General features: G+C 42.3%; 25 protein-coding genes. 7 read left to right on the forward strand and 18 right to left on the reverse strand.

Going from position 1 to position 27,000, the window contains the following annotated elements:
- Positions 1-115: 115 nt before the first annotated feature.
- The 3 genes from CWC04_RS06000 (at position 116) to yjjG (ending at position 2,295) form a co-directional block, all read left to right on the forward strand.
- Complete coding sequence (locus CWC04_RS06000; RefSeq protein WP_004589425.1) at positions 116-1,015, forward strand: phosphoribulokinase; 900 nt, start codon at positions 116-118, stop codon at positions 1,013-1,015.
- Positions 1,016-1,078: 63 nt separating this feature from the next.
- Positions 1,079-1,621, forward strand: coding sequence for an inosine/xanthosine triphosphatase (yjjX, locus tag CWC04_RS06005; RefSeq protein ID WP_126008173.1), 543 nt, complete (start codon positions 1,079-1,081; stop codon positions 1,619-1,621).
- Complete coding sequence (yjjG, locus tag CWC04_RS06010) at positions 1,621-2,295, forward strand: pyrimidine 5'-nucleotidase (protein ID WP_054982322.1); 675 nt, start codon at positions 1,621-1,623, stop codon at positions 2,293-2,295. The genes yjjX and yjjG overlap by 1 nt, the downstream gene beginning before the upstream one ends.
- Positions 2,296-2,423: 128 nt before the next feature.
- Here yjjG and lpxC read toward each other — a convergent pair whose 3' ends face one another.
- From lpxC to mraZ, 16 genes are all read right to left on the reverse strand, one after another.
- Positions 2,424-3,335, reverse strand: coding sequence for a UDP-3-O-acyl-N-acetylglucosamine deacetylase (gene lpxC / locus CWC04_RS06015; RefSeq protein WP_004589422.1), 912 nt, complete (start codon positions 3,333-3,335; stop codon positions 2,424-2,426).
- A gap of 106 nt (positions 3,336-3,441) precedes the next feature.
- Entirely contained in the window at positions 3,442-4,689 is a 1,248-nt protein-coding gene (ftsZ, locus tag CWC04_RS06020; RefSeq protein WP_004589421.1) for a cell division protein FtsZ, read from the reverse strand.
- Positions 4,690-4,712: 23 nt separating this feature from the next.
- Positions 4,713-5,945 (reverse strand): cell division protein FtsA, encoded by a 1,233-nt coding sequence (gene ftsA, locus CWC04_RS06025; RefSeq protein WP_004589420.1) that lies wholly within the window; start codon positions 5,943-5,945, stop codon positions 4,713-4,715.
- Entirely contained in the window at positions 5,942-6,727 is a 786-nt protein-coding gene (locus CWC04_RS06030; RefSeq protein ID WP_126008177.1) for a cell division protein FtsQ/DivIB, read from the reverse strand. Before CWC04_RS06030 ends, ftsA begins: the two co-directional genes overlap by 4 nt.
- A gap of 1 nt (position 6,728) precedes the next feature.
- Positions 6,729-7,649: a D-alanine--D-alanine ligase gene (locus tag CWC04_RS06035; RefSeq protein WP_126008179.1), complete on the reverse strand. Its 921-nt coding sequence runs from the start codon at positions 7,647-7,649 to the stop codon at positions 6,729-6,731.
- On the reverse strand, positions 7,646-9,055 hold the full coding sequence (gene murC / locus CWC04_RS06040) for a UDP-N-acetylmuramate--L-alanine ligase (RefSeq protein WP_051063459.1): 1,410 nt from the start codon (positions 9,053-9,055) through the stop codon (positions 7,646-7,648). Before murC ends, CWC04_RS06035 begins: the two co-directional genes overlap by 4 nt.
- Before the next feature lie 42 nt (positions 9,056-9,097).
- On the reverse strand, positions 9,098-10,174 hold the full coding sequence (gene murG / locus CWC04_RS06045; protein ID WP_096042299.1) for an undecaprenyldiphospho-muramoylpentapeptide beta-N-acetylglucosaminyltransferase: 1,077 nt from the start codon (positions 10,172-10,174) through the stop codon (positions 9,098-9,100).
- A complete protein-coding gene (ftsW, locus tag CWC04_RS06050; protein ID WP_004589415.1) occupies positions 10,171-11,346 on the reverse strand; it encodes a cell division protein FtsW in 1,176 nt (391 codons plus the stop codon). The genes murG and ftsW overlap by 4 nt, the downstream gene beginning before the upstream one ends.
- Positions 11,343-12,677: a UDP-N-acetylmuramoyl-L-alanine--D-glutamate ligase gene (gene murD, locus CWC04_RS06055; RefSeq protein ID WP_138684899.1), complete on the reverse strand. Its 1,335-nt coding sequence runs from the start codon at positions 12,675-12,677 to the stop codon at positions 11,343-11,345. Before murD ends, ftsW begins: the two co-directional genes overlap by 4 nt.
- Positions 12,678-13,760 carry a phospho-N-acetylmuramoyl-pentapeptide-transferase gene (gene mraY, locus CWC04_RS06060; RefSeq protein ID WP_004589413.1) on the reverse strand — a complete coding sequence of 361 codons (1,083 nt, stop codon included), beginning with the start codon at positions 13,758-13,760 and terminating at the stop codon, positions 12,678-12,680.
- A complete protein-coding gene (locus CWC04_RS06065) occupies positions 13,760-15,142 on the reverse strand; it encodes a UDP-N-acetylmuramoyl-tripeptide--D-alanyl-D-alanine ligase (protein WP_138684900.1) in 1,383 nt (460 codons plus the stop codon). Before CWC04_RS06065 ends, mraY begins: the two co-directional genes overlap by 1 nt.
- Positions 15,139-16,617, reverse strand: coding sequence for a UDP-N-acetylmuramoyl-L-alanyl-D-glutamate--2,6-diaminopimelate ligase (gene murE / locus CWC04_RS06070; protein WP_138684901.1), 1,479 nt, complete (start codon positions 16,615-16,617; stop codon positions 15,139-15,141). Before murE ends, CWC04_RS06065 begins: the two co-directional genes overlap by 4 nt.
- The gene (locus tag CWC04_RS06075; protein WP_024033305.1) at positions 16,610-18,427 is read right to left on the reverse strand and encodes a penicillin-binding transpeptidase domain-containing protein; all 1,818 of its coding nucleotides are present in this window, start codon (positions 18,425-18,427) and stop codon (positions 16,610-16,612) included. The genes murE and CWC04_RS06075 overlap by 8 nt, the downstream gene beginning before the upstream one ends.
- A complete protein-coding gene (gene ftsL / locus CWC04_RS06080) occupies positions 18,424-18,750 on the reverse strand; it encodes a cell division protein FtsL (protein WP_024033306.1) in 327 nt (108 codons plus the stop codon). Before ftsL ends, CWC04_RS06075 begins: the two co-directional genes overlap by 4 nt.
- The gene (gene rsmH, locus CWC04_RS06085) at positions 18,747-19,685 is read right to left on the reverse strand and encodes a 16S rRNA (cytosine(1402)-N(4))-methyltransferase RsmH (protein WP_004589408.1); all 939 of its coding nucleotides are present in this window, start codon (positions 19,683-19,685) and stop codon (positions 18,747-18,749) included. Before rsmH ends, ftsL begins: the two co-directional genes overlap by 4 nt.
- 28 nt (positions 19,686-19,713) lie before the next feature.
- On the reverse strand, positions 19,714-20,172 hold the full coding sequence (gene mraZ, locus CWC04_RS06090; RefSeq protein ID WP_126008190.1) for a division/cell wall cluster transcriptional repressor MraZ: 459 nt from the start codon (positions 20,170-20,172) through the stop codon (positions 19,714-19,716).
- Positions 20,173-20,674: 502 nt separating this feature from the next.
- Between mraZ and CWC04_RS06095 the strand changes: the two genes are divergently transcribed.
- From CWC04_RS06095 to CWC04_RS06105, 3 genes are read left to right on the forward strand one after another with little or no spacing between them, the layout of a single operon-like run.
- On the forward strand, positions 20,675-21,013 hold the full coding sequence (locus CWC04_RS06095) for a hypothetical protein (protein ID WP_004589131.1): 339 nt from the start codon (positions 20,675-20,677) through the stop codon (positions 21,011-21,013).
- A gap of 6 nt (positions 21,014-21,019) precedes the next feature.
- Positions 21,020-21,466, forward strand: coding sequence for a threonine/serine exporter family protein (locus CWC04_RS06100; RefSeq protein ID WP_004589130.1), 447 nt, complete (start codon positions 21,020-21,022; stop codon positions 21,464-21,466).
- A gap of 10 nt (positions 21,467-21,476) precedes the next feature.
- The gene (locus CWC04_RS06105) at positions 21,477-21,719 is read left to right on the forward strand and encodes a hypothetical protein (RefSeq protein ID WP_004589129.1); all 243 of its coding nucleotides are present in this window, start codon (positions 21,477-21,479) and stop codon (positions 21,717-21,719) included.
- Between the two features lie 70 nt (positions 21,720-21,789).
- Here the strand turns inward: CWC04_RS06105 and CWC04_RS06110 are convergent, their stop codons facing one another.
- Together CWC04_RS06110 and CWC04_RS06115 are read right to left on the reverse strand one after the other, a co-directional pair.
- The gene (locus tag CWC04_RS06110) at positions 21,790-22,770 is read right to left on the reverse strand and encodes a glutathione S-transferase family protein (protein WP_138684902.1); all 981 of its coding nucleotides are present in this window, start codon (positions 22,768-22,770) and stop codon (positions 21,790-21,792) included.
- 21 nt (positions 22,771-22,791) lie between these two features.
- Positions 22,792-23,634: a pirin family protein gene (locus CWC04_RS06115; protein ID WP_138684903.1), complete on the reverse strand. Its 843-nt coding sequence runs from the start codon at positions 23,632-23,634 to the stop codon at positions 22,792-22,794.
- A gap of 345 nt (positions 23,635-23,979) precedes the next feature.
- Here CWC04_RS06115 and CWC04_RS06120 point away from each other — a divergent pair, with 345 nt between their 5' ends.
- Positions 23,980-27,000: a bifunctional diguanylate cyclase/phosphodiesterase gene (locus tag CWC04_RS06120; protein WP_138684904.1), complete on the forward strand. Its 3,021-nt coding sequence runs from the start codon at positions 23,980-23,982 to the stop codon at positions 26,998-27,000.

A 27,000-nucleotide genomic window follows, 5' to 3' on the forward strand; every position in this document is an offset into this window, starting at 1 on the left:
CTTTCTCTCGTTTTATTTTTAAGCACCTCATGATAACGTTATTTGCCGATGGCGTCACTTGACCTAAGTCAGTCAACTCTTTATAACTAACTTGGTCCTAAAAAAGAGAAAATACATGTCAGCTAAACATCCTATCATTGCTATTACAGGTTCGTCGGGTGCGGGAACTACCACTACCACCAATGCAATTAAACATATTTTTCGTAGCCTCAACATTGATGCGGCTTTTATCGAAGGAGATAGCTTTCATCGTTACACGCGACCAGAAATGGATAAAAAAGTACGCGAAGCACAACAAGAAGGTAAACACATAAGTTACTTTGGCCGTGAAGCCAATGACTTTGGCGCATTAGAAACCTTATTTGGTACCTACGGCGAAACAGGCCAAGGCAAGTTACGCCGATACTTGCATACCTTTGACGAAGCAGTGCCATACAATCAATTACCGGGGACGTTTACCCCTTGGCAAGATCTTGAAACAAACACTGATTTAATGTTTTACGAAGGCTTACACGGTGGCGTGGTTGATCAGGATCATGATGTAGCTAAGCACGTGGATCTGCTTATAGGCATGGTGCCTATTATTAACCTTGAATGGATCCAAAAATTGATCCGCGATACGCAAGACCGCGGCCACTCTCGCGAAAAAGTAATGGACTCTATTGTACGCAGTATGGATGACTACATTAACCACATCACACCACAGTTTTCGCGCACCCATATTAACTTTCAACGTGTGCCAACGGTTGATACGTCAAACCCATTTAGCGCAAAAGATATTCCTTCGCTAGATGAAAGCTTTGTAGTTATTCGCTTTAGAGGGATTGATGACGTTGATTTTCCGTATTATTTACAAATGATTGAAGGCAGCTTTATGTCGCGTATAAATACCCTTGTGGTGCCAGGCGGTAAAATGGGTTTAGCAATGGAGCTGGTGCTTACCCCGCTAATTAAAGACATTATTGTTAAAAAGCGTGCTCTTGAAAACCTAGCCCCTTTAGATATACCCATTTAGCCCCTCTTTTATGATTTACACTTCTGACGTACACTGCTGCTTTTGCTAACAGTGAGGGAAAACGTGTCGCACTCATTAAAAATTATTGTGGGCTCTAAAAACCCAGTAAAAATTAACGCTGCAAAACATATTTTTGCAATGTACTTTCCTAGTTACGAAATTGATTGCCAAGGCGTTGATGCTCCGTCAAATGTTCCCGATCAACCAATTGGCGAGGAACAAACCCGTATAGGCGCACAAAACCGAGTTACTTACTGTAAAAGCATGTACCAAGCAGATTACTACTGTGCAATGGAAGGCGGTGCAGAGCAATTTAGCTATGGTGCTGCCACCTTTGCCTATGTTGTTATTAATAATGGCTCTGAGCAAGCGATAGGACGCAGCAGTAACCTGCCGTTACCACAAGTGTTATATAACGCGCTGCTAAGCGGAGAAGAGCTTGGCGATGTAATGGATAAAGCATTTAACACCCTTAATGTTAAGCAAAAAGGCGGCGCGATAGGGCTTCTCACAAACAATCATGCCACTCGCCAAAGCACCTACACCCAAGCGCTTACCTTAGCTATGGCTCCTTTTTTACACCCTAGCCTTTATCAGGAAAATTAATGAAATACAGTTATGTACTGTTTGATGCAGACGAAACACTATTCAGGTTTGATATTTTAGCGGGGATGACCCGCATGTTTAAAGCGTACAACATTGAGTTTACTCAAGCTGATTACATCCATTACCAAAAAACTAATAAGCAGCTGTGGATAGATTATCAAGATGGAAAAATTAGTGCCGATTACTTACAAGTAACCCGCTTTAACGAGTGGGCTGTAAAATTAGGGGTACCCGCTAAAGAGCTAAACGATGCATTTTTAGATGCTATGGCACAAATTTGTGAACCACTCCCCGGCGCAATCGATTTACTAAATGCACTAAAACCGCATGCACAATTGGGTATTATTACTAATGGCTTTGCCCGTTTGCAAGCCCTGCGCCTAGCGCATACCGGCCTTGAAAATATGTTTGATTGGCTGGTTATTTCGGAACTGGTAGGCATTGCTAAGCCTAACAAGGCTATTTTTGAGCACACATTTGAGCTTATGGGTAACCCAGACAAAAGCAAAATATTAATGGTGGGCGACACTGCCTCTAGCGATATTTTAGGAGGCAATAATGCAGGTATTGATACCTGTTGGCTACAGCACCCAGGCGAGCAGTTACCAGCAGGCATAAGCCCAACCTACACCATAACTGAACTGGCACAGTTACCAACAATTTTAGCGCTTTAAGCTGCGCGTTAATTATTAAAAATTAATAGTAATTAGCTGCAACTCGCTAATTTAAGGCAAAAAAATGACGCTATTAAGCGTCATTTTTTATAACTGTTTGTGAGCGTATGTTTTTAAAAAATACTAAATTAGGCCGTCGCTAATTCAAGGCCGGGTGCAGGCATCGTAACAGGCGTTTCAAATGTTGCCCACTCCCATGCTGACTCTGTTGCCATAATTTTGCGAAGTAACTTATTATTTAAATCGTGACCCGATTTATAAGCCGTTACTTTACCTAGTAGGTTATGACCTGTCATAAACATGTCGCCCACACAGTCTAATATTTTGTGTTTTACAAATTCATCGCTGTAGCGCAAACCATTTGGGTTTAGTACTTTAAAGTCATCAAGTACTACTGCGCTGTCCATGCTGCCACCAAGTGCTAGGTTATTAGCATGCATGTATTCTATGTCTTTCATAAAACCAAAGGTACGTGCACGGCTAATTTCTTCAGTAAAGCTTTGCGCAGTAATATCTAAACCAATGCGCTGGCGGCTTTCATTAATGGCCGGATGATCGAAGGCAATTTCAAAGTCGATATGAAAACCATCATATGGTTCTACTTCGGCCCATTTATCGCCTTCTTCAATACGTACTTTTTCTTTTATACGAATAAAGCGTTTCGCGACATTTTGCTCTTCAATGCCGCCTTTTTGTAACAAATAAATGAACGGTAATGCACTACCATCCATAATCGGCACTTCTGAGCTGTCTAATTCAACAATTAAATTGTCGATACCCATTGCAGCAACCGCTGCAATTAGGTGCTCAGTCGTTGATAAGCGAACGCCATCTTTGTTAATTAAACAGGTACACAGTTGCGTATCACCAACGGCTTCAGGTGTTGTTTCAAAATCAACAACCGGATCAAGGTCGACACGACGAAATACAATCCCGGTATTTGCGCTCGCAGGTCGGAGAGTTATTGTGACCTTCTCACCTTTATGAAGTCCAATTCCTATGGCTTTGACTACTTGTGCAATCGTACGCTGTTTAATCATAGGTTCGCTCACTTTTAAATCAGTTACAGTTAGACGGCGGAGTTTAACATAAATCCTTTTGCCTTTCAATATTTGTACATATTTCAAACAAAAGCATTAGTAAATGTTAATCAGCCTGCTTACGTAAAAAAGCCGGAATATCAAAATAATCTCCGCCTTCTGATTTATCCGCTTTTTTACTGTTTTGCGCTGATGAACTTGCCGTGTTGCTTGAGCTAGTAGATGGCGCTTGTTCTTTGCTTTCTACTTGCGTGCTTGGCGTCGTTTCTTCAGTGCTTGTGCCTTGGCTTGCAAAGCTTGGTACGTACATGCTGCTAGATTGGTTTGATGAACTTGCTACATCAGAACCTGATGCCTTTTTAAAGCCGTTATCAACAATACCAAACTGCGGACGACGATCGCCGCCTAAACCCGTAGCAACAACAGTTACACGTAACTCGTCGCTCATTTCTGGGTCAATAACTGCACCCACAACTACGGTTGCATTTTCAGACGCTAGCGCTTTAACGTGGTTACCCACAATTTCAAATTCTTCAATCGCAATGTCCATACCCGCGGTAATATTAACCAAAATACCTTTAGCACCGGTTAAATCAACGTCTTCTAGTAATGGGCTTGAGATAGCCGCTTCTGCAGCTTCTTGAGCACGATCTGGGCCTGATGCAGAGGCTGTGCCCATCATGGCAGTACCCATTGCTGACATTACGGTACGTACGTCGGCGAAATCCACGTTAATTAAACCAGAACGTGTAATTAGCTCCGCAATACCTTGAACCGCACCAAAAAGTACATCGTTTGCTTTAGCGAAGGCATCTAACAGTGTAGTCCCTTTACCTAAAACTTTAAGCAATTTATTGTTCGGAATTGTAATAAGTGAGTCTACAATTTCTGACAATTCATTAATGCCTTGTTCAGCAGCTGCTGCGCGCTTTTTGCCTTCAAAGTCAAAAGGGCGCGTTACTACAGCAACCGTTAAAATACCTAATTCTTTGGCAATTTTAGCAACCACTGGTGCAGCACCAGTACCTGTACCACCACCCATGCCGGCAGCAATAAATACCATATCTGCGCCTTCAAGGCTGGCACGAATTGTTTCTGCATCTTCTTCAGCCGATTCGCGGCCTACTTCTGGGTTTGCACCTGCACCTAACCCTGAGGTTATTTGCGTGCCTAGTTGTACGGTAATATCGGCAGCGGAATTACGTAATGCTTGCGCATCCGTATTTGCGGCTATAAAGCGCACGCCTTCTATTTGTTGTTTTACCATGTGCTCAACAGCGTTACCGCCGCCACCGCCCACGCCAATTACCTTAATTACAGCTTCTTCGCTGTGTTGTTCCATCATATCAAACATGTTTACTCTCCGACTTGAGTACTTTAAAACTCGCCTTGGAACCATTTAGTAATGCGGTTCCACCAATTATTATTATCCTCTGCTTTCGACTTTTGTGCATTCATCGATTGCATAGTGCGCCCGTATTGTAACAAACCTACAGCGGTTGCGTACGAAGGATCGTCTACGTAGTCTGTCAAACCAACTATCCCGATTGGTTTGCCTATTCTCACTGGCATTTGGAAAATGTCTTCAGCCACTTCCATTGCGCCAGTCATTTTAGCAGTCCCGCCTGTAATAACGAGGCCTGCCGCAATTTGGTCTTCTAAACCTGAGCGACGAATTTCTTCCATTGCTAATTCAAATAATTCTCTAAAACGAGGCTCTACCACTTCAGATAAAGTATGGCGCGACATTAATCGTGCTGGTCGCCCGCCTACACTTGGTACTTCTATGGTGTCTTCGTTACTGGCCATTTGGCTACTTGCACATGCATATTGTACTTTGAGTGACTCAGCATGTGATATAGGTGTACGAAATATTTTTGCAATATCACCGGTTACTTGATTACCCGCCACTGGGATAACCGAAGAATGACGTAATGCCCCATTAATATAAATAGTGATATCCATTGTACCACCACCAATATCAAGTACCGCTACGCCAAGCTCTTTTTCGTCATCGGTTAAAACCGAGTAACACGATGCGAGTGCGGTAAATATAAGCTGATCAACCTCTAAACCACAGCGCTCAACACATTTTTCAATGTTTTTAGCCATGTCGTTTGAGCAGGTAATAATGTGTGCACGTGCTTCCATACGTACACCGCTCATCCCAAGGGGATTTTTAATGCCCTCTTGCATATCAATGCTGTATTCTTGCGGTAATGCATGCAGCATTTTACGCTCGGCCGAAATAGGCACAGAGCGCGCTATATGAATTACATTTTCAATGTCTTCATCGGTTACTTCTGTATTATTAATAGCAACCACGCCGCTTTCGTTTTGACATTGTATGTGCTTGCCAGAAATCCCTAAGTACACTGAGCTAATACGACAATCAGCCATTAACTCGGCTTCATCTATTGCTCGGCGAATCGACTCAGACACTAAGTTTAAATCGTTAACGCCGCCTTTATCCATACCATGAGATACTTGGCTGCCCACACCAACAATGCTGAGCTTGTTATCTGCGGTGATTTCACCTACCGTGGCCACCACTTTTGAGGTACCAACGTCTAATCCAATCACTAGGTTTCTTTCTGCTGACTTAGTCATGCCTTACTCTTATTTTGTAATTGCTGTTCTTGCACAGGCTTATAGCTAACTGCAAGGCCGGTATCATAGCGTAAATCTATTGCATCTATTTGTGCATCTGCACGCTTTTCCATGCGCGGGTACACATCTATAAACCGCTGTACTCGCTTTGCTTTGTCTTTGCGCCCTAAATTTAAGCGCACACCATTATCTAACCATAACTGCCACGAAAAACGCTCCGAAAGGGCTAAGCTTTTTAACGTTAATGCATTTACCTTTAGCATTTCGTCAAATTGCTTAAAGGCAATCCACGCTTCTTTTTCGCTGCCTTCTGGGCCGTAAAGTTGCGGTAAATCATTGGCGAGTTTATCGCTACTTGCTTCAAAGGCATCGCCACTTTGGTTTAGCAGTAAATCGCTATTCCAATGGGCTACGGCTTCGTGTTCAACTACGTACACTTGTATTGTATCGGGCCATTGCTTGCGTACCGATACGGTTGCAACCCAAGGTAAATCTTTTACCAGTTGCTGTACGCGTTTTACATCTAGCTCAAAAAAACTGCTTAAATCGGCCTGTTTTATTGCTTTTATTATGGCCTTTTCGTCAGTGTATTTGGGCTTTCCTAGCACTGTTAAGTGCTTTATTTGTGCATCTTTGTTCTCTACTAGCCAATCAGATACACCGGTAGTTATTTGCACGAGCCCAATCACTACCACCAGAAAAAAGCTCACACCAAAAATTAGCGACCAATTAAAGTTAAGTTGCTGTTTTAACTGTTGAGCTTTTTCTAAAAGGGGATGCATATTAAAGCGTTTGCCCCAAAATGCGAACAACTAATTGCTCAAATGTTGCCCCGTTTGCTTTTGCCGCCATGGGCACCAGCGATTTTTCGGTCATTCCAGGGACTGTATTTACTTCTAATAAATAAAAATTCCCCTGCTCATCTTGCATGGCATCTACACGGCCCCAGCCGCTTGCCCCCACTAAATCAAACGCCTCTAACGAGATAGCCTGTAAGTGCTGTGTATCTTGCGCCGATAAATCTGCAGGGCAATGATACTGTGTTGTATTTGATTGATACTTAGCTTGGTAATCGTAAAAACCATTTGGAGTCGTCATTTCAATCACAGGCTGTACTTCATCGCCTAATACAGTCACGGTAAATTCGCGTCCGGTTATCCACTGCTCTACTAACACTTGGCTATCAAACTTAAAAGCGTGTGTAAGGGCATCTTCAAGCTCTTGAGCGGTACTTGCTTGCGCCATACCTATGCTTGAGCCTTCGTGCGATGGCTTAACCATTACTTTTTTAAACTCATCCATAATAGCTTTTGCATCAAAGCCTTTTTTAGCATCAACAACTGCATAAGGCGCTGTGCTTAGTCCTGCAGATTTAAATAAATGCTTACAACGGACTTTATCCATTGCCAAGGCTGAGCCTAATACAGTGCTGCCCGTGTATGGCAAGTTCATAAATTCAAGTGCGCCTTGCACTGTACCGTCTTCGCCACCACGGCCATGCAAAGCAATAAAAACACGATCTACCTTTAATTCTTTTAGCTCCCACAAAGAGCGATTTTGCGGGTCAAAAGCAATGGCATCAACGCCGGCATTTTGTAGTGCATTAAGCACCGCTTGCCCTGAACGTAGTGACACTTCGCGCTCTGCTGAGTTACCCCCAAGCAGTACTGCTACTTTACCAAATTGCGCGTTTTCTTGCGTCATACTTCACCTTGCTTTAATTTTTCCACCGACATACCTGTTGCCGCTAATGTTTTAACCAATTGTCCTATATTACCAGCGCCTTGCGTTAAAACTAAGTCGTTATTTTGTAAGTTATCTGCCAGCACACCAGCAAGCTCTGCGCTCGTTGCTACATGTAGAGGCTCTTTTCCGCGCTGACGTAAGCTGCGGCACAGGCTTTTACTGTCTGCGCCAACAATAGGCTCTTCGCCGGCACTGTACACATCAAGTAATAAAAGTTGATCTACATCTGCTAATACTTTTACAAAGTCTTCGTATAAATCGCGTGTACGGGTAAACCTGTGCGGTTGATAAACCATAACTAAACGCTTTTCTGGCCAGCCTTCGCGTACCGCTGCAATGGTGGCAGCAACTTCTGATGGGTGATGTCCGTAATCATCCACCAGCATGACATTGCCGCGCTCATTTTCAAAATTGCCATAATGCTGGAAGCGTCGTCCTATGCCTTCAAATTTTTGCAGCGCCTCTAAAATTGCGTGGTTAGCAATGTTTTGATCTTTAGCCACTGCAATTGCCGCCGTGGCATTAAGTGCGTTGTGCTTACCTGGCATATTAAGCGTTGCACTTAAGCTTTCACCGCTTTTATGTGTCACTGTAAAAGTACAAGTACTTGCTGATTGGCTAAAATCGCTCATGCGGTAGTCGGCATCTTTTGACTCGCCATACGTGATCACAGGGCGACCAAAACGCGGGATCAGCTCACTTGCTACTTGCGAGTCTATGCACACTACGGCTAAGCCATAAAATGGCAGGTTATGAATAAAGTCCACATAAGTGTCTTTCATTTTCTCAAGACTGCCGCCATAGGTTTCCATGTGATCTTCTTCAATATTGGTGATCACCGATACCATAGGCTGTAAATGCAAAAACGATGCATCGCTTTCATCTGCCTCAGCAATTAAAAAGTCGCTCTTGCCCACTTTTGCGTTACTGCCCGCGCTATTTAATAAGCCGCCAATGATAAAAGTAGGATCAAGCCCTGCCTGAGCATAAATGCTGGCAATTAAACTGGTTGTTGTGGTTTTACCATGTGTGCCCGCAATGGCAATGCCATGGCGAAAACGCATTAATTCGGCAAGCATTTCTGCACGGCGAACTACCGGTATACGCGCTGCTTTTGCAGCAATAATCTCAGGGTTTGTTTCGTCAATAGCACTTGAAACAACAACTACGTTGGCATCTTTTACGTTGTTTTCGTGATGGCCTATAAATACTTCTGCACCGGCTTTAATTAAGCGTTCGGTCATTGCGCTGTGCGCTATATCTGAGCCTGTAATGCGGTAGCCTTCAAAAGCCAGTACTTCAGCAATGCCGCCCATACCCGCACCACCAATACCAATAAAATGGATGGTTTCTATTCGACGCATAGCAGGTCGAGTTTGTTGTTCTTGTATTGACTTATCTTTCACTTATTTTCTCTTATTTGTTACTTGCTCACAGTGCGAGGCAACGCTTGCTGTGGCATCTAAAATGGCTTGCTGCTTAGCATTGCTGGCCATTTGTTTAATTAATATAGGCTTTGCCAAATACGGGTTTAATAGCTCAACTATTGAATCTTTATTAAACTGCGGCTGAGGCATTAAAAGCGCGCCATTTGCGGTTACTAAATATTTTGCGTTGGCGGTTTGATGATCGTCTACCGCATGTGGAAACGGCACAAATACAGCCATTTTACCCGCGGCGGCAATTTCACTAACAGTCAGTGCACCAGCACGGCAAATAACAATATCGGCCCACGCGTAGGCGGCGTCCATATCATCTATAAATTCAGCAACTTTTAGCTCTTCATCTGCAATGTTGCTTTTCGCATACGCGCTTTTCACGCCCTCAATATGGCCTTTACCTGTTTGGTGCCACACTTTAATTGGCGCTGTTTTAGCAAGTAAATTAAACGCCTCTGGCAGTGTTTGGTTAAGCACTTGTGCGCCTAGCGAGCCACCTACCACTAAAATATTAATAGGGCTTGAAACATCACGTTTAGCTACATTAGCAACGCTTGCACGAACTGGGTTACCGACTAATTCGGCTTGCCCTGGTGCAAAGGCGCTTGGAAACGCAGCAAGTACTCTGTTAGCAAATTTTGCCAACCACTTGTTGCTCATTCCTGCTACTGCATTTTGCTCATGAATCACCAGTGGAATGCCTAAACTTTTAGCGGCAATGCCGGTTGGCCCGGTTACATAGCCGCCCATAGCAAGCACTACATCAGGTTGCTGAGATTTCAATACCTTACGCGCCTGCAATATTGCATTAAGTACCATGAATGGGGCTTTAATAAGGCGCTTTAAGCCATTACCGCGTACGCCCTTTACATTAATAAAATCAATCTCAATGTTATGCTTTGGTACAACATCCGCTTCCATTCTGTCTGGCGTGCCTATCCAGCTTACTTGCCAGCCTTGCTCTTTTAAATAATCGGCTACAGCAATACCTGGGAATATATGCCCGCCTGTACCACCGGCCACAACTACTAATTTTTTACTCATCGCTTACCTCCGCGTGAGGTGGCTTGTTTGGTTGCCATTTTAGTTTCAAAATCAACACGCAATAAAATACCGGTGGCAATCGTCATTATTAATAAACTTGAACCACCATACGAAATAAACGGCAAGGTTAACCCTTTAGTCGGTAATAACCCCGCACTGGCGCCTACATTAACCATGGTTTGAAACGCAAACCAAATGCCAATAGCAAACGCAAAATAGCCTTCGTATTCTTTGCCACATTTTAAAGCTTGTTGGCCTATTAAAAGCGCCCTAAATACAAACACAGCCAACACACATAAAATACTTGCTACACCTACTAGGCCTAGCTCTTCACCTATAACGGCAAAAATAAAATCGTTATGTGCCTCGGGTAAATACTGTAACTTTTGCACGCTGTTACCTAACCCTTGGCCAAACCAGCCACCTTGGCTGTAGGCCATAAGCGACTGCACTAACTGATACCCTTTACCAAATGGGTCTTCCCAAGGGTCTAAAAAGCCCACCACGCGCGCCATTCTGTATGGCTCTACAATAATCAGTAATACAACAAGCCCTACGCCCGTTAAAATAAGTACAAAAAACTGCCATAACTTTGCGCCGGCCAAAAATAACAGCCCCACAGTTGTTACAAACATAACCACCACAGTTCCTAAATCGGGCTGTAGTAAAATAAGTAAGGCATATACCGCAAATACAGCGATAGGCTTAGCAAAGCCTTTAATATTTTCTTGTACTTCTTCGCGCTTTCTTACCAAGTAGCCTGCTATATAACTGAAAAAGTATAATTTAGCGGCCTCGGCCACCTGAAAACCAACCGGGCCAATGGGTATCCAACGCTTAGCGCCGTTGACTTCGCGGCCTATTATTAACACAGCAATAAGTAGCACCATACCAAGCAGCAACAAATACGGGTTTGAGCGTTTCCACCAATCCATAGGCACGCTGGCGGCAATCCAAAATAAAACAAATGCCATCGCTAAAAACATGCTGTGGCGAATGGTAATATGGTATGAGTTATCAAACAGCCTTTCGGCTGTGGGCATTGAGGCGCTGGTCACCATTATAAAACCCACCCCTATAAGCATTAACATGCAATAAAGCAGTGGCACATCGTAAAGCTGTGCTGAGGGTTTTGGGGTGAGTGTTTCTTTTAAATCGGCAAAGGCAATCATAATTGCCCTTCCATTACACATTGCACAAAGTCATCACCGCGTTGCATGTAGTTGTTATACATATCAATGCTGGCACAGGCAGGGGCAAGTAATACAATGTCACCGCGCTTGCTAAGTACTTTAGCGAGCGATACCGCCTCTTGCATTGTGTTTACCAAGTGCGATTTACTCGTTAAAGCAGCAAGCTCTGCTGCATCTTTACCAAAGCATACAAGCGCTTTTACATGACTTTTGATATATGGCTTTAACGCACTTAAATCAGCGCCTTTAGCATCACCACCGGCTATAACAATCAGGTTTTCGTGATCTGAGGCCAAACTATCTATTGCCGCTATAGTGGCGCCAACATTGGTGGCTTTAGAGTCGTTAAAGTATTGAACACCATGTTGCTCATCAACAAACTGGCAACGGTGCGCTAAACCATTGAATTGAGAAAGCGCCGCTGCGTACTGTTCTTTACTAATATCAAACGGGCTCAATAACGCCATAACCGCAAGTGTATTTAAGTGATTGTGCTTACCAACGACCGCAAGCGTGCTAACAGGTAAGTACGCCTCGCCTTTTACTATAAAGTACAGCTCATTATTGCGCTCAGCTAAGTAGTAATCACCTTGGTCGCTGCCAAAGCTCATTTGCGGCGCTAAAGCGCGACTAATAGGCTTAGTTTGAATATCATCTGCGTTGGTTACTAAAAGCTCAGCATTGTTATAAATACTTAGTTTAGAGTCGATATAGGCTTGGTAGCTGTCGTAACGATCTAAATGATCTTCAGATATATTTAATACCGCTGCGCTTATTGGTTTTAAGCTTGAGCAAGTATCCAGCTGAAAACTTGAAAGCTCCAGCACATACACATCAAAATCATCGCTTAGTAAATCCAATACCGCAGTGCCAATATTGCCACCTAATGCCACCTTATAACCTGCTGCTTTTAATACCTCGTAGGCTAAGGTAACAACGGTTGATTTACCATTAGAGCCAGTAACAGCAACAACCGGTTTTGTATTTATACGAGCAAACAGCTCTACATCACCAATTACTTCAACGCCTGACTCTATTGCTTGAGCAATTGCGGGAATTTTTAAGCTAAGCCCAGGGCTTATGATGATCATGTCGGTTTTACAAAGCGCGGCGCTGCCTAAATCACCAAAATGCGTATTAAGCTCAGGAGCATGCTCGCTTAGCCAATCCATACCTGGTGGCGCAACACGGCTATCAACGACTTTTGGTGCAAAACCATGAGATAATAAAAAACGCACAATGCCCAGACCGGTTACACCGAGTCCGAGCACTGTTATATGTTTGTTTTTTATCTCGTTTAAATACTGCATTTATCGAATCTTTAATGTCGCAAGGCCAGCAAGTACTAGCACAATTGAAATTATCCAAAAGCGCACAATAACACGTGGCTCTGGCCAACCTTTTAGCTCGTAATGATGATGAATCGGCGCCATTCTAAAAATGCGCTGTCCGCGTAATTTGTATGAGCCCACTTGTAAAATTACCGATAAAGCTTCCATTACAAACACGCCGCCCATAATAATAAGCAGTAGCTCTTGGCGTACTAAAATAGCAATAATGCCCAGCGCGCCGCCAAGTGCCAGCGACCCTACATCTCCCATAAACACCTGTGCTGGGTATGTGTTAAACCATAAAAAGCCTAACCCAGCGCCAACAATAGCGGTACACACAACCACCAGCTCACTAGCAAGCGGTAAATGCGGGATATGTAAGTAAGCCGAAAAGTTAATATTACCGGTTAAATAAGCAATTATCGCCAGTGCAGCAGCCACTAAAATAGTCGGCACAATCGCCAGGCCATCTAAGCCATCAGTCAGGTTTACCGCGTTTGAAGTACCCACTAATGCAAAGTAAGTAATTACAATGTAAAACAAGCCTAGTTGTGGCAATACATCTTTAAAAAATGGCACCACGAGTGAGGTTTCTGACGCTTGTGTACTCGTTGCATACAGTGCAGTTGCCACCACTAGAGCAATAACCGATTGCCAAAAATACTTCCATTTAGCAATTAGCCCTTTAGGGTCTTTACGTATTACTTTGCGGTAGTCATCTATAAAGCCCACTAAACCTAATGAGCCAATTACAAATAAGGTTGCCCATACGTATTTGTTTGATAAGTCAGCCCATAATAAGGTGCTGGTAAATATGGCGCCTAAAATAAGTAAGCCTCCCATAGTAGGAGTGCCTTTTTTAGATAAGTGAGATTCTGGGCCATCATCTCGCACTACTTGGCCAATTTGCATTTTTTGTAACGAACGAATGAGCTTAGGGCCAAAATAAAGCGACATCATTAACGCTGTTAATATGCCTAAAATGGCACGTAAGGTTAAATACGAAAAAACATTAAAGCCACTGTAATATTGGGTTAAATACTCTGCCAGCCAAACTAACATTATGATACTCCATTGATGGCTTGTTGCTGGCCATTTACTAAATCGGTTACTAATAATTCCATGCGAGAACTGCGCGATCCTTTCACCACAAGCGTGGTTTTATTGTTTGTGTTATTAAGACTGGTTTGAATTTGCTTGAGCATCTCTTCGCGGTTAGAAAAATGACGGTTTGGCTTATCAAATACATCGCTTGCGTATTTACTTAACACACCCAGCGTATACAGCTCATCAATGCCTTGTTGTTTTGCGTATTCGCCTACTTCTTGATGATAAGTTCTGGCTTGTTCACCAAGCTCTCCCATATCGCCCAGTGCTAAAATACGGTGCCCTTGAATATCACTTAATAAATCAATTGCTGCTTTTACCGACTTAACATTTGCATTGTAGGTATCATCAATAACGGTCAGTGAATCAGTTACTTTTATTAAATTTACCCGCCCCTTCACATCGCCCATGGTGGCAAGTGCGGTGGCTATCTCTTCAAGTGATACCTCAAACTCGCTGGTTAAAGCCGCGGCAATAAGCGCGTTGCTCACGTTGTGCTTACCAGGAAGAGCAAGCGTTACTGGTACTTTTTGATCTTGTGTACACAATAAAAAGCTCGCGCGAGCGTTTTCATCTAGGCTGATATTTTCAGCCCAAATATCAAGTTTTTCAGTACTTGAAAAACACTTAACAGTGCGCCCTTTTAATTTATCAAGCCAGTATTGGCTAAATTCGCTATCGCAGTTAACAATGGCAACGCCATCGTCTTTTAGGCCATCAAAAATCTCACCTTTTGCCTTAGCAACTCCCATTAGACTACCAAAGCCTTCTAAATGCGCAGCGGCCACATTACACACCACAGCTACATCGGGTTTTGCCATGGCGGTAGTGTATGCAATTTCGCCTAAATGATTAGCGCCAAGCTCTATAACAGCAAAACGGTGCTGCGGCTCTAAACGTAATAGCGTAAGTGGTACGCCAATATCGTTATTAAAATTACCTTTTGTAGCAAGCACATCTCCGTGCACCGATAAAATAGCGGCGCACATTTCTTTTACCGTTGTTTTACCCACGCTGCCCGTAATGGCAATGGTTTTTGGGTTAACCTGCGCCATAACCGCCGCACCTATATTACCTAATGCAATACGGGTATCGCTAACAACAAACTGCACAATATCTACATCTACTTTATGCTGAACAATAACGCCAATAGCGCCTTTTTGTTTAGCGTCAGCAATAAATTTATGGCCATCAAAATTAGGCCCTTTTAAAGCTAAAAACACCTCACCGTCGCAAATGCTCCGGGTATCGGTATTAATATTTACTACATTGAGATTATCACCTTGATAATCGGTTGCTAGCACATTTGCCAGCCAATCAAAGTCCATTGGGATCATTGAGTTATCCCTCTTACTGCTTTTTTTAGTTGTTCTTTTACATAACTGCGATCGCAAAAGTCGATACGTTGATCGCCAATAATTTGGTAATCCTCGTGGCCTTTGCCGGCAATTAAAATAACGTCATCCGCATTTGCATTTTCTATTGCATAGCGAATGGCTTTTGCTCTATCAGCCTCTAAATGGGCTTTTTCAGGCTGCGATAAACCCGCTGCCACATCTGCCAAAATAGCATCTGGGTTTTCTGAACGCGGATTGTCGCTGGTAACAATAACCTTATCTGCATTTTGCTCTGCCGCTTGCGCCATTAAGGCACGCTTACCTTTATCTCTGTCGCCGCCACAGCCGAAAACACAACTAACCCCACCAGGCACATGCTTTTGCAATGCTTGTAAAGCCAGAGCAAGTGCATCAGGCGTATGGGCGTAATCAACAACGCACGTGGGTAAATTAACTTCGCTAAACGCTTGCATACGCCCAGCAACGGGGTGCAAATGCGCGCATCCGGCGGCTAACTGCTCAAGCGGATAACCTAGCCCCAACAATGTTGCCAGTGCCGCAGTTAAATTATATAAGTTAAACTCACCAAATAGAGGCGATGTTACGCTAATATCACCCCAACTTGTGCTCAATTGCGCCGAAATTCCATTTTTAGAATACTCAACATCAGAAAAATACACATACTGTGCATTTTTAGGTGCTAAATTTTTACGACCATAACAAATAAGATTATTAAAACTGTATTTTTCAAGCCATTGCTCTGCTTGCCCATCGTCTTGATTAAGCACCACTAGCTGTGGGTCAAAATCGCGAAACAGCATAAGCTTAGCGTCGCCATAACTTGCCATATCGCCGTGATAATCAAGGTGATCGCGCGATAAATTAGTAAATACCGCCGCTTTAAATTGGCATTGTGCCACACGCTGTTGCACTAACCCGTGCGATGAAACCTCCATCGCCACAAGCTTTTTATGCTGCTGTTTTAAGTCATGCAATATGTGCTGCAAGTCAACAGCCGAAGGCGTGGTATTAATAAGTGGCGTAAGTGTATCGGGGTGGCCATAACCTAATGTGCCTATAATGGCCGAAGGGGTACTACAAAACTGCGCTAAATGCGCCATCATAGCCGTTGTTGTAGATTTACCATTAGTGCCCGTTACACCAATTAAATCGAGAGATTGGCTTGGGTTTTCATAAAATTGACTCGCTAGTTCTGGGAGTTTTTTATCAAGCTCGGTTACTAAATACAGTGGCTCAAAAGTGACATCAAATTCGCACAGTCTATCGGCAATAATGGCTGTAGCCCCGTTTTCAATTGCTTTGGCAATAAACTGTCCGCCATCAAGCGCATGGCCTTTTATAGCCACAAATACATCGCCTGGCGTTACATCCCGGCTATCAAGGCGTAAATCTTTAACTAGCTGCGAAGGTGCATCTATCTCGATGTATTTTAAAATAGCCTTTAAATCACGCATCGTTATCTTTACCTTTTACGTAAGCCACTTCTTCCTTATCAGGGGCTACGTTTAATATTCTTAATGCGTTAGAGACGATTTCTGCAAATGCAGGGCCTGCGGTGGCACCTCCATAGTACACATCGCCACCGGGCTCATTTATCATCACTACCACAGCCAAGCGTGGATTACTTGCCGGTGCTACACCTGCAAAATAACCTACGTATTCATCACCGTAACCACCAGCAACCGCCTTTTTAGAAGTACCGGTTTTACCTGCCGCGCGATAGCCATCTACTTTTATGTTTCGGGCTGTACCGTCTTTTTCAAACACGCTTTCCATCATGTGAACAACGGCTTCTACGTCTTTTTGTTTAAAAATACGCTCGCCTTCTGGCACACCGTCTTGCTTTAAAATCGTTAACGGACGATTAATCCCACCGGCGCCTAACATGGTATAAAAACGGGCCATTTGCGCCGTACTTACCGAAATAGCATAACCAAACGATAACGTGGCAATTTCAAAGTCAGACCAGCGGCGGTTTGGATAAAATAAACCACTACTTTCGCCAACCATGCCTGTGCCGGTATCGCTACCAAAGCCCACTTTTTGATATAAGCCAACTAAGTAATCTTTAGGTACTTGCTGCGTTACCTTTGCCACGCCCATGTTTGATGAATACTTTAAAATTTCGCGAAGCGTCATTTCACCGTGGTTACGGGTATCTTTTACTAAACTGCCGCCTAAACGCATCCAACCTGGGTAGGTATCAATGGTGTCGTCGGCTTTAATTGCGCCGTAGTCTAGCCCAGCTAAAATGGCTAGTGGCTTAACGGTTGAGCCTGGTTCAAACAAATCGGTAATTGCGCGGTTACGGCGTTTATGTGGTTGTGCATCGTTCAAATTATTTGGATTAAATGATGGGCTATTTACCATAGCCAAAACTTCACCGGTTTTAACATCAACTACCATGGCCGACCCCGATGTCGCTTTATACGTGAGTACAGCAGATTTTACTGCCTTATAAGCAATTGCTTGAATGCGTTGATCAATACTCAGCTGAATATTTTCAGGCTCTACACGCTCACGCTCATCTAATACTTCAACTTCGCGGCCTTGGGCATCTTTACGAATAGTGCGACGGCCTTCTTCGCCTGTTAAGGCATTTTCGTAGAGTTTTTCAATGCCTTCGATGCCTTTTCCATCAATGTTTGTAAAACCAATAATGTGGGCCGTTACCTCTCCTGCAGGGTAATAACGTTTAGACTCATCTAACAAATGAATACCAGGTAAGCGTAATTGGCTAATGTAGTTGGCAACCGCCGGTGTAACTTGGCGCTTTAAATACACAAAACGACGGGTGGGATCATTTAATAAACGCGAATTTATTTTTTTAGGATCGATACGTAATACATCTGCCAGCTCACGCCAACGCAGATCATTTTCATAATAAACAGAGGTACGCTTATCAAGCTCAGCGGCATTTTCTGCAAGCGTTTTATGATCTTCACCGTTTTTACGTGCTTGTTTTATAACTTTAGCAACAAGTGACTTATGCAATGCTTTAGGATCGGCATACACACTGACTACAGGCACACTTACAGCAAGCTCTTTGCCTTGACGATCGAAGATCATACCGCGTTGTACATGTAGTTTTTCTACACGAACGGTGCGTTTATCGCTTTCTGAACGGGCTTTATCTGGCTCAATAACTTGTAAATAGGCAGCACGCGACACCAGTGTTACAAACACTAAAAACACCACAGTGCACACCAACATAAAGCGCCATGTGATTAAGTTATTGACCTGTTTTTTGCCGCGATTTCTCATTGTATTATTATTACCTGTTCATCCTGACTGGTAGGGCGCTTCATTTGAAGCTGTGTGGTAGCAACCTCCTCAATGCGCGCATGCTGCGAATAAAACTCTTCTTCTACAAGTAAATAACGCCATTCAAGGTCGAGCTCATCTCGCTCTTGTAGCAGCGTATCTTGCTTAATTAGCTGCGCGCGAGCCGAGTGCGTAACCTGCACTACTGCAAAGCTTGAAGCGAATATCACAACCAACAAGGCCGAGGTTAGCTTGTTAGCTCCTAGGCCTTTTAATATTTCTAAAAATAAATTGGGTTGGCGATGATTCGCTTTAGTGTTCATCCAAGCCTCTGTGCAATCCTAAGTACTGAGCTGCGAGAGCGTGGATTACGCTCAATTTCTTCAGCACTTGGTTTAATAGCTTTACCCACTGCTTTTAACGTCAGGTTTTTATTTATTTGTGCGTCGGTTAAAGGCAGACCTCTGGGTATCGCTTCTCCCTTACTCTGTTTTCTAATAAATTGCTTCACAATTCTGTCTTCAAGTGAATGAAACGAAATAACCACTAAACGTCCACCTGGCTTTAATACTTTTACAGCAGCTTGCAGTGCGGTTTGAATTTCTTCCAGTTCACTGTTTATGTAAATTCTGATTGCCTGAAATGTACGTGTGGCTGGGTGTTTAAATTTATCTTTAACAGGCACCGCTTCATCGACTAAATCGGCAAGTTGCTTGGTTGTGGTAATTGGCGTGTGCTCTCTTACCTCAAGTACTTTGTGGGCAATACGCTTACCAAATTTTTCTTCACCGTAGGTTTTAATTACATGGGTAATGTCTTCAAGCTCAGCTTCGGCTAGCCACTGCGCTGCACTGCGCCCACTTGTTGGGTCCATGCGCATATCAAGAGGGCCGTCCTTCATAAAGCTAAAGCCACGCTCTGCGTCATCAAGCTGGGGTGAGGACACGCCAATATCTAATAAAATGCCATCAACTTTACCTAACAGATCGTTTTGCTCTGCAACATCGTATAAGTTAGAAAAGCGGGTGTGAGCTATAGCAAATCGTGCGTCATCGGCAAATTTTTCAGCCGACTTTATTGCTTGTGGGTCTTGATCAATGGCCTGTAAACGCCCTTGCTCACCAAGTCGAGCAAGTATTTGACCTGAGTGTCCGCCACGTCCAAAAGTACCATCCATGTATATGCCGTCTGGCTTAATTGCAAGAGCATCGATGGTTTCGTCCATTAATACGGATACGTGTTCAAATTGCGCAGTCATTAGCTTGTGTTTGCCTTTTTTAGTGCCGTTAGAGTGTGAAACTATCTAAATCTTGGTTTGCTTCAAAATCCCCGAGCCTTTCCAACTCAGTGTCTTGGCGCATTTGTTCGTGCCAACGCGCTTCATCCCAAATTTCAAATTTATTCATTAAACCAACTAGCATGATCTTTTTGCCAAGTTCTGCGTGGCTACGCAATGAAGGCGCCAGCAAAATTCGACCATTTTTATCAAGTTGATACTCTGTGGCATTACCTAACAACATACGTTGCATTCGGCGAGCGCGTGGATTCATATTAGAGATTTTAGATAAGCGGCTTTCTATTTCTTGCCACTGTGCAAGAGGATACAACCATAAACACGGCTCGTTTAGCGCAATGGTACATATTACCGTTCCTTGATCTTCAGACAGCAAAGCGTCTCGGTACTTAGTCGGTACCGCAAAACGTCCTTTATCATCCAAGCTCAGTGAACTAGCGCCACGAAACATAAAAAGCCTACTTTTAAATTGTGTAATCGAGTTTCGATTAATTTGATCCAGTTAGATCCACTAAAAACCACTTTTTACCACAGTGCTCCAGTTTAGGGCTTGACAAGCCTTTTTGTCAAGTAAGCTGACCAGCTTTAACGTCTCGCTAAGCTAGAAAAAATAAGGCTTTACGCAAAGCGATTGAATTACGTGGGAAAAAGTGGAGGTAGTAGATAAAATTTTTTTAAAGCATTGCTAATAACGTTTGGTTTACATAATTTGCTTACTGAATAATCAATGAATAATTACAAAAAAATGAATCTAGTTTATAGGCATGTAAAATTTACTTAGCACAGCAGCAATACTTACTTCATGCTGCTTTTTATTTAATCTACCGCACCCTACCTTAAATATATAAAAACAATAAAATCAAGTGGTTAAATTATTTTTAATGATTGGTTTAATCGTTGCATCTGCTATAGCACCAGTTAAATTTTTTTATTTTATTTATTAAGGATTGATTATGGCTACTGCAACAAATACAAAACCGAATACTGAAACAAACATGAAACCTGATCTTAAACAAAAAGAGAGTGAGGCACCGTTGACTGAAAAAGCAACGTCTGTTGCACACGATGCAGTAGATGCACTTTCAAGCAAGGCATCAGTTGCTGAGTCAAGCGTACGTAAAGGCGCTTCAAGCTCTGCAGAAGCACTAAGCGAAAAACAACTTATTGCTCGTGAAAAACTAACTGAGTGCAGCGCAAAAACGCGTGCTTTTGCCTCAGAAAATCCGTTAGCAACAGCGGGTATTGCTTTTGCGGCGGGTATGCTGGTAACGTCACTATTTCGTCGTAAGTAATAAATAATGAGTAGCTCACAAACAACAGCAACCACGGACGGTAATGCTCAAAATCAAACAACTGATGACCCTAGCCAAAAGGATGATTGGCAGGATCATATAGCAAAGATCATTGAATACTCTGACCAGCTCAAGGAGGATTATAAAACGCAAGGAAAGCTTACCCACCAACTTGCAAAGGCTGAGTGGAAGCTGTCGTTACGATCAATGGCGTTGATCACTATATTTTTAGGATGTTTTGCCAGTGGTTTGATTTTGTTGTGGGCCGGCTTACTAGGTGCAATTGGTTACGGTGTATATGATTTATTTGGCTCGGTTTGGCTTAGCTTTGCTACTGCTGCCCTCGCGCAAATAATTTGTTTAATTTGGCTTTGGCGAAATACCGTATACCTAAGCAATAAAATTGGCTTTAGTAAAACGATTAAAAGTTTAAAGCAACTTTTAAATCTATAAGGAAATAACTATGCTCGTTAATTTTCTAATTAAAGAACCCAATGAGAACGTTGACACGTTAAATAAGCAAATGGATTTACAGCATGCATTAAAGCGCCAGCACCATGCAGCAATAAAGTACCGCTTTAAGCGCTTTGCAGCCACCAAGGTAGGATTGGCATCAGCTTTTTTAGCCGGAGCAACGGTTCAAGCTGGCAAAAGCGAAACCAGCTTTGTGCGAAAATACGGCTGGCTGGTAAAGTTATTTGCATAGCAGCAACTGCATTTATAAAAGCTTTTTTAAAAGTGCAATTGCCACTTACTTTAATGCCTTCTAATACCTCTTAGCCCAACTTGTCTCTATTATGATTTTGGCTAAAGTTTAACGCCGGCCCTTTTGGAATAATTTGCGTTGGGTTGATCATTGTGTGGCTAAAATAGTAATGCCGCTTAATATGCTCAAGGTTAACCGTACTGGCTACTCCCTCTATTTGGTATAACTCACGTACATAGTTACTCAGCGCTGGGTAGCTTTCAATAGTGCGTAAATTACACTTAAAATGCCCAACATACACGCTATCGAACCGAATGAGTGTGGTAAATAAACGCCAATCAGCTTCAGTTAATGTGCTCCCCATCAGGTAACGATTTTTACTTAGTATGCCCTCTACTTTATCAAGTGCTTTAAATAACGCAGCAAATGCATCTTCGTATGCTGTTTGTGTAGTTGCAAAACCCGCTTTATATACCCCATTATTAATATTGGTATAAACAAGGTCGTTAATTTCATCAATATCTGCTTGTAATGATTGTGGGTAATAGTCATCCGTATTATTCGTAATTTCATTAAATGCGGTATTAAACATACGAATAATATCTGCAGATTCATTACTAACAATTTTATTTTGATGCTTATCCCAAAGCACAGGCACAGTTACTCGCCCACTGTAATTTTCATCGTGCTTAGTATAAATTTGATGTAAGTATTCACTATTAAATAAATCATCGCCGCTACTGAGGTTATCTTTATCAAAGCTCCACCCCTTATCTAACATATCTGGGCTGACTACCGATACGCTAATAATATCGCTTAGGCCTTTTAGCTGTCTGAATATAAGTGTGCGATGCGCCCACGGGCACGCTAAGGCAACATATAAGTGGTAGCGATTTGCTTGCGCTTTAAATCCGCCGCTCCCTGTAGGTCCAGGGCTGCCATCTTTTGTGATCCAATTACGAAGCTGTGCTGTTTCGCGTTTAAATTTACCATTATTCGAGTCGGTGTCGTACCATTTGTCTTGCCATTGACCATCAACTAATAAACCCATAATAACCTCCTCAATTAATTATTAAATGTTGCCAAATTCGCCGTTTTGATAATCACGCACCGCTTGTTTAATTTCCTCTTGCGTGGTCATTACAAATGGGCCCATATGTGCAATAGGTTGATCAAGTGGGTTACCCGCTAAAATAAGTATCCCCGCCCCCTTTTGTGAAGATATATCAATGTCACTGTTTTCACTTAATATAAGCAACTTGCCAGCATTAAATGTTTGCTCGTCACCTGTAATAAGCTCACCTGTATGAACATAGATCATCACTTTACGTTGTTTAAGCCCTGCTAACTGCATGCGTGTATTAACGGGGAGAGTAACATTGGCCAGTGCAGCATTGGCCGCTAAGCTTTGCAAACTCGACGTTAACGTAGAATCTTCAAACTGCCAATTACCCGCAAGAGCTTTAAAGCTCACGCCATGCTTGTTAGTGACTTCAGGCGCTGGATTTTGTGTAGTATCTTGATAACGTGGCGCGCGCATTTTTTCGCCACTGGGCATATTGATCCAAATTTGAAAGCCATGCAGCCCCTCTTTTGCATCTGTTAGTGGCATTTCACTGTGCATTACGCCTCTACCTGTACTCATCCATTGTACATCGCCAGATCGGATCGCTTTTTTGTTGCCCATTTGATCTTGGTGTTCAAGGCCACCTTTAATAATGTACGTAAAGGTTTCAATGCCGCGATGAGGGTGCGGTGGAAAGCCGCCAATATAGTCACTTTCATTGTTAGACTTTAGCTCATCAATCATTAAAAAAGGGTCGAGATATTTGCCATCAAAACCAGGTATCCGACTTATGTTTACACCATCACCATCTTGGGTGGCGTAAGCAGTTAACACTTTTGCTATGTTCATATTTAAAATACTGTAGTAGATTAATTAATGAGCTTATTAAAGCATTCATAAAACAATACGACTATGTCTTTAAATCGAGCAAAACGTTCTACTTTTTAGAAAATTGAGTGTTTATTTTGATAATTCGTTTATTTGGCATAATAAGCTTCATGATTAAAAACACAGACTTAAGCTGACTTCTAATAACTTTTTAGTGCAACCCTATATTTTGTATGGTTATTTTTGGCTTTTATGTCTACAATCACTTTTTAGGGACGCAGAGCTTAAGGAAAACTTATTTTTACTTCATCGCTTAAAAGCCAGCTTTACAGGTTACTCATCCTACTTAGCATTCCCGGTGCCGCTGTGACGGTATTTACGCTATGGTATGAGCGTGATGCTGCCATTGAAAAAAGTGAAGAAAGAATAGTAAATATAGCTAAGCAATTGACACAACATCAAAAAACAATGGTTGATGATGTTAGACGTATTACTATTTATTTAGCCGATAAAACAGCAAAAAATGAAACACTCCCCACAACCTGCCCTAATTACTTTTACGAAATAAAAGCCCTTTATAAGAATATTGCAAATATAGGTATTGTTGATAAAAATGGCGACATACAGTGCGTGACAAATGGTCGTAGTAAAAATATTAATATTAGCGATCGTACTTATTTTCAAAATGCCATTAGTAATAAAAGTTTTTCGGTGGGGTATTTTCAATACGACCGAAGTATTCAAGCGCAAAGTGTCAATTTTGCCTACCCAATTATAGATAGTAATAACCAACTAAAAGGCACACTGGTTACCGTTATTGCATTGAATTGGTGGAATATCGCCTTAAGCGAAGCTAAATTACCTAACAATGCCAAGGCCGTTATTGCCGACTCTAATGGCTTAATACTGGCCAACTACCCTAATCAACCACGTAATTTAGGCCAAAAAATTACCGACATAGATTTACTTCACGATAAAAGCTCGTTAACCGTGTTTAAAAATGCAGAAGGCGAAAACCAGGTTTTTCATCGCTCAGTAATATACAAAGACGGCCATGATAATAATTTAGATATTTATATAGCCGTTTCGGTTGAAGACTTTATTAATAAAGTGAATGAAAGCTTTGCTAAAACCATTTTTGCGTTTTTATCGGCTATTGCCCTGTTGGTGCTGCTCGCTAGGCGCTTAATTAAACAAAGTATATTTAAGCCTATCGCTAATTTAACCAAAGCCACAGATGAACTGGCAAATGGCACTATGCCCAAACATATTAAAAAGCCCAACAGCCCAGAGCTGCGCGCGCTTTATGACCGTTTTGCTGTTATGGCACAAACCCGGCTATCTGCAGAGGCTAAATTAAAAAATAAGCACAACGAGTTAATGAGCTTATTAAATGCTTTACCCGATACCTACATACGTATAAATGCCCAAGGCAAAATCCTTTATATTGGCGGCTATATTAGCCCTGTGCTAAACGTTGAGACAGGCAAAGCTTTAAAATTAGTTGATGTACTCTCTGAGGCCAACGCAGAGTTACTGCTTTCTCAATTAGGTACTTTAGAGGGTTCACAAACCATTGAGTTTACATTGTTTAAAAAATCTAAAGAGCACTTTTTTGAGGCAAGAATCAATGCACTCACTAATAATGAATACATTATTGTTCTTAGAGATATAAGCCAAAAAAAGGTCAACGAAAAAGCACTTCATTTAGCGTCGCTTGTTTACAGTAATAGTAGTGAAGGGATGATGATTACAGACCCCGACGGCATTATTTATGACGTAAACCCTGCGTTTTGCGAAACAACCCAATACAGCAAAAAAGAAGCGATAGGTAAAACCAGTCGTATTTTAGCCTCTGGCAAACACTCAAAAGCATTTTATGAAAAAATGTGGGCAGAGCTCAGAGAAACTGGCCGTTGGCAGGGTGAGATAATTAATCGTAAAAAAAATGGCGACACCTATACCGAGTTTCTGATCATAGATACCGTGTACGATGATAAAAACATGCCTACTCGCCGGGTGGCCATTTTTACCGACCTAACAGAAAAAAAACAAGCCGATGAAACCATATGGCGAAAAACTCACTTCGACCACTTAACTGATTTACCGAATAGGCTAGAGCTTAAAGAGCGTTTAAATAAGCGTTTTGATGAAGTAACAGGCGACAAATGCGAACTTGTTGTGATGCTGCTCGATATTGATCACTTTAAAGATATTAACGACACGTTAGGCCATCATTATGGCGATAATCTACTTAAGTTAGTTTCTCAACGGATAATTCAAGCTGCAATAAACGCCAGTTTTGTCGCGCGTATTGGCGGTGATGAATTTGTGATTGTATACGACCACGTTAAAAGCAGTCGCCATATAAACCAAATTGCCAGCAATATATTGCAAAGCCTTTCATCAAGTATACAGCTTGAAAACGAGGAGCTATTTATTAGCGCTAGTATGGGCATTGCATGCGCACCTAGCGATGGCCAAAGTACAGAGCTGCTATTAAAAGCTGCCGACCAAGCCATGTATAAAGCTAAAAATAACGGCCGTAATGGGTTTGAGTTTTTTTCAAAAGATATGCGTATTCATGCACAAGCGCGTATGCAGCTATTAAAAGATTTACGCTCCGCCATAGAGCTTGAACAATTTGAGCTATTTTATCAGCCTATTGTGGCATTAAACGATTTGCATATTCATAAAGCCGAAGGGCTTATTCGCTGGCATCACCCTAAAAAGGGGTTAGTCTCGCCGGCGACGTTTATACCGCTTGCAGAGGAAACTAGGCAAATAAATGCGCTGGGCCAATTTGTATTTACACAAGCAATACACACCCTAAAAGAAATAAACACCACCATGGGGGAGCAATTTCAAATTAGTATAAATGTCTCTCCTGTGCAGTTATCAACAATCGATAGCGGAATTGACGATTGGTGTGAGATTTTAAAAGCAGCCAAACTACCCGCCTCCTCTATTGTGGCCGAGATCACAGAAGGCCTTATGGTTAACCCAGAGCCACTAACTCAAAGTCGCTTAAAAACATTAGTCCAGTCAGGTGTGCAATTAGCGCTAGATGACTTTGGCACCGGCTATTCATCGCTCGCGTACCTGCAAGAAATGGATACCGATTACCTAAAAATAGATAAACGCTTTATTGATAATATTAAAGCAGGGAGCCAAGAGCTTGCTTTATGTGAAGCCATTATTGTAATGGCCCACCAGCTTGGCCTAAAAGTTATTGCTGAAGGAATTGAAACGCAGCAACAAATGCAGCTACTACTAAAAGCAGGATGCGACTACGGGCAAGGTTATTTGTTTTCAAAGCCAGTGCCTAAAAAAGAGTTTATGACGTTGCTGAGCAGCAAAAAAATGGTTATTGCCAATAATAAATAA

The organism is Pseudoalteromonas sp. S2893 (genome assembly GCF_005887105.1).
Lineage (GTDB): Bacteria > Pseudomonadota > Gammaproteobacteria > Enterobacterales > Alteromonadaceae > Pseudoalteromonas > Pseudoalteromonas atlantica.